Consider the following 9,423-nt stretch of genomic DNA (forward strand, 5'->3'; position numbering starts at 1 on the left):
ATTCAAGAAAAATATAAAGCCGTGATGGATGATAAAGGCTATTTAGAATCTGTATTAAGAACAGGTCGAGAAAAAGCCGAAACTGTCGCCAATGAAACCTTAACTCGTGTGAAAGACGCAATGGGCTATTCTCGACGTTTATAAGTTTAATTCTCATGAAACTCCCCCGGTACAAAAGAGCAATTCTAACTGAAATGTAGGAAATTTCAGAAATTGTAAATCTTCTAAAAATCAACCTTTGAAAAACTAAACCAAACCCTAAGAATGAACCGTTTCCGTACTGCTTGTTCCACCCTAAATGAATTTATTATTACGGCTGAAGTCGCACCCCCAAAAGGATCAGATCCCAGTCACATGATTGAAATGGTTAGACTGTTAAAAGGTCGGGTTCATGCTGTTAATATTACCGATGGCAGTCGTGCTGTTTTAGGCATGAGTTCTCTGGCGGCTTCAATTATTCTTCTGCATCATGGAGTCGAACCGATTTGTCAAGTGGCTTGTCGCGATCGCAATCGCATTGGATTACAAGCGGATTTATTAGGTGCCCATGCGTTAGGAATTAGAAATATTTTAGCCTTAACGGGTGATCCAGTCAAAGCTGGAGATCACCCGGATGCAAAAGCTGTTTTTGATTTAGAATCCGTTCGTTTATTACAAGCCATTAATAAACTTAATCAAGGCTTAGATTGGAATCAAAAATCCTTACCCGATGGCGCAACGGATTTATTTGTCGGTGCTGCGGTCGATCCTCAATCTTCTAGTTGGTCAGGCTTAAAAAGTCGCTTTGAACGTAAATTACAAGCTGGAGCTCAATTTTTTCAAAGTCAATTAATTACGGATTTTGACAGATTAGATCAATTCATGACAGAAATTGCCACTGGAACTCAAAAACCCATTTTAGCGGGAATTTTTCTGTTAAAATCGGCTAAAAATGCGCGATTTATTAATAAATATGTTCCGGGTGTGCAGATTCCTGATGACATTATTAATCGGTTAGAACAAGCGAAAAACCCCTTAGAAGAAGGCATTTTAATCGCATCGGAACAAGTTAAAATTGCCCGTCAACTTTGCCAAGGTGTCCATATTATGGCGGTTAAACGGGAAGATTTAATTCCTAAAATTCTCGATTTAGCAGAAATTCAACCGTTATAATGTTGTAGGGTGCGTAAGCAACACGCACGCACCTCTTGCCCCTAAACTAAATCTTTACATTTAATGACCCATAGTTGAGGATAAAAGGGGAACTTTTTCTACAATTTTATTATTAAGTTCCAGCGTTAAATTATCTCCTCGGCGGTGAGCTTCCCAAGTTCCCGATGATAAACGACTAATTTTCCATTGTCCCTGAAGATAATTTTCATCCTCAGAAATCGTCCCGGTATAACTAATAGGGTCAGGAGAAGTCGTTAAATAGTGTTTAACAAAACTCACGCCACGACCTACTACTGTCCCACTAATTTGAGCTTCTCCCAAATAACCGTCATCTAAAATATTCCCTGCCAAGGTATTTCCGCTTTGAATAAATGTTACTTCAAAACGAGTAGGAATCCCCTGTTGCCAATAGGTTCCGAGCCAAATTCCACTTAAATCAGCCATATTTTATCGTTAATCGTCGTTTCAAAATCAGTATTAATTCGAGCAACTTCGCCCTATGGATAAATTAACAAAATTTGAAACTTGACAGGGAGTGGGTAGATGAGCCACTAAAGTTTTTGTCCAAGGCGATAGAATATCCTCCCCTGGAATGTTGAGAAATTGTACTCGTAAACTCGGCATCACTGAACTTGCAGCTTGATCTAATTTAAAATTAGAACCCGTTTGATTCGTTCGATACACCCAACGTTGATGTTGATGATCAATAATAATTCGCCAACCTGCCACTAAGCTTTGAGTACAAAACATCCCCGGTTCTGTTAGTCCTAAACAGCCATCGGGCCACAGTTGTTCCTCCACCGCCTCCAAACTCAATTGAGAACGCGATAAACCTGACTGTTGACGGATATCCTCAAACACGGCGTCTAAGACAGAAGAAGGCACCTTAAAGGAATGAGTTTGAGATTCTAAGCGAATATTTCGACCCTGAGCATCGGTTCGATAAACCCAGGTTTTCTGACCATCAGACACTACCACTCGCCATCCTTGTACCAACATTTGCCCACAAACTTCCTCTGTATCGGCTAGTCCTAAACAAGTATCTGGCCAAGTTTGTTGACGTGCTTCTACAATTTTGAGATCCGTAACCGCCACATCTAATTGTTTGGCAATTAATTCTCGAATTTTGGTATCCAGAGAAGACGGTAAAACCTGAGCAACATCGGTGGCAGGTTGCACCCATTCAGAAGGTGTAGAAGTCGTTTCAAAAGCAACCGGAATGGTTTTTGGTAACTGTCCTTTAAGATTAAATAACGGGTTCGGTAAAACCCGATAGATGGGTTTTGCTTCAGTAGTTGCAACCGTAGGGTTTAGGGAGGTTTCCCATAACTGTTGATGGTCTTGAGGAGCAGGAGACAGAAGGTTTTGAGCGACAGTAATAGAGTGAGAAAGCAGAGTTTCAGTTTGACTTAAAATGGATTGCAATAGGGTTGGATAAGCGTCTAAAGCTAAAACTCCAGTCAACATCAACGCCAAAATTAAAGGGCGGGGTTGCTTCTCATGGGTAGTGGAAGTCGCTCTCCAGCGACGGTTGGAGGGATTGGGTTTCATGGGGAAGCGTCCACGAATACGGAACAAGGGATGGCACAGATGACACAGACATCCTCAAATTTGTTTCCCTAGATTGAGCTAGACGCCTTGATCTGGGAACATCTGGGTTTCAGGACAGAAAACTGCGTAAAGAAAGCTTCAACGACTTGATTTTATTTTCCGGTATCGTTACCCAAGGTTTAAGGATACAGTTCAAGTCTGTTCCAGGGAAACAACCTGAAAAACCCGGTTTCTGTGTGAGATTACTCGGTTCCTGAATGTAGATTTGCCTGAAATCTCACCCAGGATGATAACTTGCGGCTCATCCTAACATACGAATGACTCAATTGCCTACTTTTTGAGTTGAATGATTCCAAGACCTGGTAGCTTAAGAATTGACATCAGAAATAGGAGTCAGAAATCATGGACATTTTACTAGAAGGAGGATCAGTTTTACAACAACGGGACTATACGTTGATTATTGATTGTAGTCAGAGTATGGCTACCCTTGAAAAATCCGAAGGGAAAAATCGCTGGGAATTGGTTCAAGAATCGATTTTAGCCATCGCCAGTTATTGTGAACAATACGATCCTGATGGCATTACCCTTTATTTATTTTCGGATCAATTTGAACGGTATGAAAAAGTTACCTCTGACAAAGTGATTTATATTTTTCAACATCATCAACCTGCGGGAAAAAATCGTTTATCTCCGGTGTTAAAAGATGCGACTGATCATTATTTTGGGCGACGAGCCACCCAACAAACCAAAATTAATGGCGAAACCATTATTATTATTACTTCTGGAGAAATTGAAAATCCCCCATTCCTCAAACAGATTATTATTGATGCGGCTAATCAACTCAACCGAGATGAAGAATTAGCCATTGAACTAATTCAAGTGGGTTCTAACTCCGATGTGACTCAATTTTTCCACACCTTAGACGATGATTTACAACGTCAAGGAGCTAAATTCGATATTTGTAATACAATTACTTTATCAGATTTAGGTTCTCTGAGTTTAACAGATGTGTTACTCCAAGCCATTATTGATTAAACAACAAACCCACAAAAACGGTAGTTTTACCGATTAATTCCTTAATTGATTAGATTCTATGAGCCTAATTTTCGTTATTTTAAGAGGGGAATCCTGATGTTAGACTCTTCCCTGCAAATGCTTGTGTCTCAATCGATTAAAACCTTAGATTCGATTTTGATCAATGAAACCTTACCTGCATCAGAACGAGCCACCGTTGCCTTTAAAATATTAGAAATGGCACAAACTTTAACTTTAACTTCATTAGTTAGTTCTGATGTTTCTGTTTCATCGGCTCCTACTCCATCCCTATCCTTACCTGCTCTTAATTTTACTGATCCTAAACTGTTTTTACATTTAGCTGCCTATCGAGATCCTGAACTGATTCCTACTTTAAAAGATGCCTTAAAAAAAGCAGATCGTCCTGAAAAAATTACCTTTGGAATTGTTTGGCAATTTATTCCGGGTGAAGATGAACGGATAACAGAAATTATGCAGGAATTCCCCTGTAAAATGATTGAAATCGATGCTAGACAATCCCTAGGCGTTTGTTGGGCAAGATCCTTGGGTCAACGGTTACTTCAAGATGAAGATTTTATTTTACAATTAGATAGTCATCATCGATTTATTAAAGGCTGGGATAGTTTATTATTGCAACAACTTGCCCAATGTCCAAGTCCCAAACCGGTTTTATCTGCCTATACTCCCCCTTATATTCCCCCTGATGAAATCCCACCCGGTTATCCCTGTACTCGTTTAACAGCCCATCATTTTGATGAACAAGGTATCCTCAGTTTTATTGCTGGAGAAAGCCTAGCATTCTATTCTGAACCGCAGTTAGGAATGTTTCTAGCTGGAGGATTTATTTTTGCGCCTCGACAATTTTATTTAGAACTTCCCTATGATCCCTTTCTATATTTTCGAGGAGAAGAAGTGACCTTAGCAACGAGAGCTTGGACGAAGGGATGGGATATTTTCTACCCTTATCAAATTACCCTTTATCACTATTATACTCGTACTAACGCAAAAAAACATTGGGAGATTCATTCTGAATGGTACAAATTAGAACAAAAATCCAGAGAACGCATCAAAAAAATATTAAGAATCAATCCTTTAGAAGCGGGTGAAAGTTTAGAAATTTATGATATTGGAACCGTGAGAACCTTAGCAGATTATCAAACTTTTTCTGGAATTAATTTCAAAACCCAAGAAATATCAGAAACGGCTTCAAAAGGAATTCCTACAAAAACAGTAATCAGTCATCACTAGGAGCGGTGTTCACCCGCCCTGAATTAGTCATTACTCAACCTTCAATTTTTTTCATGTTTAATTTAGTTTCTCAATCTTTAGGCAAATTATATGGAATTGGTGTCGGGCCAGGTGATCCGGAATTAATTACATTAAAGGGGTATCATCTTCTGCAACAAGTTCCCATTGTGGCTTTTCCCGCAGGAATGGGAGGAAAACCAGGAATCGCTGAACAAATTATCAGTTCTTGGTTAAAATCAGATCAAGTTAAACTTCCCTTAACTTTCCCCTATATTCAAGATGATTCCCTTCTCCAACAAGCTTGGCAACAAGCCGCCGAAACCTTGTGGCCCTATTTAGAACAAGGACAAGATGTGGGGTTTGTTTCAGAAGGAGATGTGAGTTTTTATAGTACCTTCACCTACTTGGCACAAACCCTACAAAAATTTCGTCCTGAAGTGGTAGTGCAGGCTATCCCCGGAATTTGTTCTCCCCTTGCTGCGGTGGCGAGTTTAGGCATTCCCCTAACGATTCGGGATCAAACCTTAGCGATTTTACCTGCAATTTATGCGATCGCTGAGTTAGAAACAACCCTGCACCGGGCGGATGTTGTGGTGTTGATGAAAGTGAGTTCCGTTTATCAGCAAGTTTGGGACGTTTTAAAACGGTTCAACTTGCTAGAACAAGCTTATATTGTGGAGCGGGCGACGCTACCCAATCAAGTCATTTATACTGGGTTAAGTGATCGCCCCCATTTATGTTTATCCTATTTTTCTATCCTAATTGTTAAAACCAAGCCGGATCAAACTGGGGAGCCCATGTGGAACAGGCATCTTGCCTGTTAAGCCTGTTAAGTCTGTTAAGCCTGTGCTGTTCCTGCTTCTATTACTTGTCCCTAACGTTTATTATGACAGCTTCGATACCATCAACCGAATTTTTACCGCCCACCTTCCGTCCCCCTATTGTGTGGTGTGTGTTGGCATCTGTGGGAGTACATGGGTTATTTGCTGCTAATATTCAAAATTTTAATTTGTATTCTAAATCCGTGAAATTACCGCCAACGGTTCAAGTCGTTGAACTGTCTCCCGAACAAATTAGTCGAGTTTATCCGGCAGCACCCCCTAAATTATCCTTTACGCCCTTAAGATCTCTGTCCCCGTCTTTATCAGTGCTTCCCGTCCCATCAACAAACAATATTGTTCCCCCCCCTGCGCCGGAAGACTTTATGCAGGCGTCATCCCTCCCGGTCTGGCCAACGAATATTCCCTTACCACCTCCGAGTAATTCCCCCGGTTTACCCAGCTATCGTTTACCCCCCGTTGTTTCTCAAGGGTCTAATTCTAATTCCAATCATCTCAATTCCGGTTCTATTGGATTTCTGCCTAACTCTAGTCCATCTTTATCCTTTGTTCCAGGGCCCCCTTTAAGTTTCGATAACTCTAATTCTTCCCCTCCCCCTGACCAATCTGGACAGTTAAAACAACCGGGAAGTTTACCCCCAAATGATGAATTAGCGTTGCGACAACAGTTAATCCGAGACTTGGGCCAGGATGTTGATTGTCCGTCCATGTTTAATAATGCCAATTGTGGCCCTAAAACCCCCAATCAAAACGATAATCCTAATACCCTTCCCCCTGAAAATAATCCTAACATTCAACCATCTCACCCCAAAGGTTCAATTTTGGCAGGACTGGAAAAGGATTTACAACAACAACCTTCTACTTCCAACCTTCAACCTTCTGAAGGTGTCGTCAATGAACAGCAAACAGCAATGTTACAAGGAGGAAGTGCTTATCTGAACTGGGTCAATGGTTTACTAACAAATTATCCCAATTTAGAAACCACCTCTCCCATCGGAGTTAACAATTTATATCCCAACGCGGCTTGTGAACAAAAGTTAACGGGGAAAGCGTTAATTGGGGTAGCAGTAAGTGAAACCGGGGAGATTTTACAAGGGCCAGAAGTTTTATTCGCCACAGGTTATCCGGTGTTGGATGATGCGGCAAAAGCAACCGTCCAGGAAATGACCTTTGACCCGACAAATTCACCGAAAGCTTATCAAATTCAATTTCAGTTTAATAGTGAAGAAAATTGCAGAACAGTGAATAATCAAACTCCCCAACCTGCTCATACGCCTGCGGTTTCTTCCCCTCCTCCCGCACAACCCACACCACCGACCTCAGAAACTGAACAACCAACGAATCCTGTTGAACAAAAACCCCCGGAGTTTGACCAACCCAACCCCGAACAGTCCCCTTCCCCCCAACTTCAATCTGAATCTAATCCTTAAATTAAAAGTTAGGAGTGAACTAACGACGAGGTTTTTTACGCGCTTTTCCTGGTCTTAATCCACTCCAACCGATGGTGAGATAACAACTGGCTAACAGCAAACTGGTTATGCCAGTTCTAACATTGGATTTTAAACTTCCTTGTTTGGATTTCATTTCAGCTTGTCGACGGCGTTCTTCAATATCCCGTTTGAATTGCTCATTTAATGCCGAGGCTTGCAGATTTAAAGCTTCGGGATTCTTTTTAAATTGTTCTAAGCGTTCTAATTCTTCCGGCGTTAGTTGTTTACTGGCAATATATTCTTCCAGTTTTTGATTATTTTGTAATAAATCTGTCATTTGAGTCTGTTGCAGTTGCAACTGTTCAGACACTTGTTTTTTTGCCTGTTCAGCGTCTTGATTAAGCCGTTCTATAGCTTGATGACTCGCCGCAGAAACATTGGCAAAATGAAAGGGAATTAATAATAGATAAATTAAGCCTAAAATAGTAGAAATTAAATATACCCAAAATTTTAAACTATTAAATTTTGATTGTGTATCATCGGCTGTAACTCCTGATAAATCTTCTAATCCATAGGCGCAAAACATTAAGGCAATCGCCAGGATCGGAATAATTCCCTGTTCAGCCATTTGGGTCGTAAACTGAACTTGCCATTCCAAATCTCCTAAATTTAAAGGAAAAAATAATAAGATAATATTAACAATCGAAACCCAAAATAAAATTACTCCTGCTAGTTTTAAAAAACCAGCCGATTGAGAGGTAATCTTACTATTCTGCTTAGATTTCATAATCAGATTTTTTTTTAAATAACTATTCCTTAATAGTCTCAGATTAGCAATTTTCTGGGATAGCCAATATTCCTGATATTGCCTGAAAATGTTTTCCCTGGGATTATTTCACCGTCTGATCCCTTATAGTCGTCCATTATAACATTAGTTTTATACGGAGATCAGATCTTACTTAGTATTTAATTTTACTGACCCCCAATTGTGTAAATTCTTTGATGATTTGACCGGATTTTAGACTTTTCTACTTGCACAGAAAGGTTTAGAGCGTTATAATCAATATATAAAAAGGTTAGTTCGTTCCCTTGATACTGATCATCGAACTGCATAACCCTTACCATAAAATCCAAAATTTGCATCTGGTCTAACTCAACAAGATATCTATGAAAAAATTAGTGGCCTCTATTGCTAGTGCTAGTTTATTGATGGTCACGGTACTAGCAGCAACCCCATCCCAGGCAGTGTTGTTTTTCGGCACCGATAGCACTGACCTCAAAGACGTTTTCAATAAAACTGACCTCAATGATGTTTTCACTCAAAAAGTCTCTGTCAGGACAGAACAAACCAATGTCCTTCATCCTGTTTCTCAACACTTAAAAATTACTCCCACAACTTTGCTGAAAACTCCTAGTCAAACCAGTGGTTTATCCACCATTAATACAGCAACCATCGTTAATTTAAGCTCACCTCCCGGTGGAAAAACGATCTACAGCAAAGCTTATGGAAAAGGTGTATGCAACGTTCATGCAGGTTGCGCTCTTAAAGCCATCGGTTTATCTTTGACTCTGCAATGCTCTAGTGCTGGAACTGATCCAGAAGCCTGGGCTAAATGTGTCAAAAGCAAAGACTACGACAAATATTTAGCAGCGGCTCAATGCACTTGGGGTACTTGCCCTGGATTTGCTACTTTGCCCAATGGCGGTGCTGCTTATGCTTGTACAAGTCCTAGTCATTCTATTTTGGGGGGTAAAAGTTGATTACGTCCAAATTTCCCAATCAATATCACCCTTCCTTTCCATCCTAATCCCTGCAGACCTTATATTGATGAGGTTTTTCTCAAACTCTAACAACAACAGAGGAGTTCAACTCCTCTGTTGTTGCTTAATTGTCACTTTTGTAGTGTTTCATTAACCGATACTTTTTTGCTAACATTTGCTAACAAATATATAAGTTAAGATGTTCTCTCAACCAAGGCGTATCAACCAATGCACGAAGGAAGATCCCTCGCGCACCATTTAGATCCCTGTCCATCTTTAATGGGGTAGAATTCGATTTAATCGTTTTTGCTCCACCCAAATTCTTGATAATTTCACCTGTCCATGACACCGTTTTAGAAGTGTAAGCTTCGTTACAGTCAATCACAACTTTATGGTTTTCCCAAGCT

Annotated in this window: 9 protein-coding genes and 2 pseudogenes; 7 read left to right on the forward strand and 4 right to left on the reverse strand. The window is 40.2% G+C overall.

Going from position 1 to position 9,423, the window contains the following annotated elements:
* Both ACKPEB_RS01865 and ACKPEB_RS01870 read left to right on the forward strand, forming a co-directional pair.
* A pseudogene (locus tag ACKPEB_RS01865) lies at positions 1-144 on the forward strand (tryptophan--tRNA ligase); the annotation flags it as partial.
* A 120-nt stretch (positions 145-264) separates the two neighbouring features.
* Positions 265-1,152 (forward strand): methylenetetrahydrofolate reductase, encoded by an 888-nt coding sequence (locus tag ACKPEB_RS01870; RefSeq protein ID WP_408963078.1) that lies wholly within the window; start codon positions 265-267, stop codon positions 1,150-1,152.
* Positions 1,153-1,212: 60 nt separating this feature from the next.
* Here ACKPEB_RS01870 and ACKPEB_RS01875 read toward each other — a convergent pair whose 3' ends face one another.
* Together ACKPEB_RS01875 and ACKPEB_RS01880 are read right to left on the reverse strand one after the other, a co-directional pair.
* Positions 1,213-1,596, reverse strand: coding sequence for a hypothetical protein (locus ACKPEB_RS01875; RefSeq protein WP_408963079.1), 384 nt, complete (start codon positions 1,594-1,596; stop codon positions 1,213-1,215).
* Positions 1,597-1,629: 33 nt separating this feature from the next.
* The gene (locus ACKPEB_RS01880; protein WP_408963080.1) at positions 1,630-2,703 is read right to left on the reverse strand and encodes a hypothetical protein; all 1,074 of its coding nucleotides are present in this window, start codon (positions 2,701-2,703) and stop codon (positions 1,630-1,632) included.
* Between the two features lie 402 nt (positions 2,704-3,105).
* On the opposite strand from ACKPEB_RS01880, the gene ACKPEB_RS01885 reads away from it, so the two are divergent.
* From ACKPEB_RS01885 to ACKPEB_RS01900, 4 genes are all read left to right on the forward strand, one after another.
* Complete coding sequence (locus ACKPEB_RS01885) at positions 3,106-3,738, forward strand: hypothetical protein (RefSeq protein WP_408963081.1); 633 nt, start codon at positions 3,106-3,108, stop codon at positions 3,736-3,738.
* Between the two features lie 96 nt (positions 3,739-3,834).
* Positions 3,835-4,986 (forward strand): GlcNAc-transferase family protein, encoded by a 1,152-nt coding sequence (locus tag ACKPEB_RS01890; protein WP_408963082.1) that lies wholly within the window; start codon positions 3,835-3,837, stop codon positions 4,984-4,986.
* A 5-nt stretch (positions 4,987-4,991) separates the two neighbouring features.
* Entirely contained in the window at positions 4,992-5,810 is an 819-nt protein-coding gene (locus tag ACKPEB_RS01895) for a precorrin-2 C(20)-methyltransferase (RefSeq protein ID WP_408963083.1), read from the forward strand.
* A gap of 62 nt (positions 5,811-5,872) precedes the next feature.
* Positions 5,873-7,255 (forward strand): energy transducer TonB, encoded by a 1,383-nt coding sequence (locus ACKPEB_RS01900; RefSeq protein ID WP_408963084.1) that lies wholly within the window; start codon positions 5,873-5,875, stop codon positions 7,253-7,255.
* Positions 7,256-7,274: 19 nt separating this feature from the next.
* On the opposite strand, the gene ACKPEB_RS01905 is transcribed toward ACKPEB_RS01900, so the two are convergent.
* Positions 7,275-8,042, reverse strand: coding sequence for an HpsJ family protein (locus ACKPEB_RS01905; protein ID WP_408963085.1), 768 nt, complete (start codon positions 8,040-8,042; stop codon positions 7,275-7,277).
* Between the two features lie 380 nt (positions 8,043-8,422).
* Here ACKPEB_RS01905 and ACKPEB_RS01910 point away from each other — a divergent pair, with 380 nt between their 5' ends.
* Positions 8,423-9,016, forward strand: a complete 594-nt coding sequence (locus tag ACKPEB_RS01910) for a hypothetical protein (RefSeq protein WP_408963086.1) — start codon at positions 8,423-8,425, stop codon at positions 9,014-9,016.
* Between the two features lie 178 nt (positions 9,017-9,194).
* Here the strand turns inward: ACKPEB_RS01910 and ACKPEB_RS01915 are convergent.
* Positions 9,195-9,423, reverse strand: a pseudogene (locus ACKPEB_RS01915) (hypothetical protein); the annotation flags it as partial.

Source organism: Planktothrix sp. (assembly GCF_046067725.1).
GTDB lineage: Bacteria > Cyanobacteriota > Cyanobacteriia > Cyanobacteriales > Microcoleaceae > Planktothrix.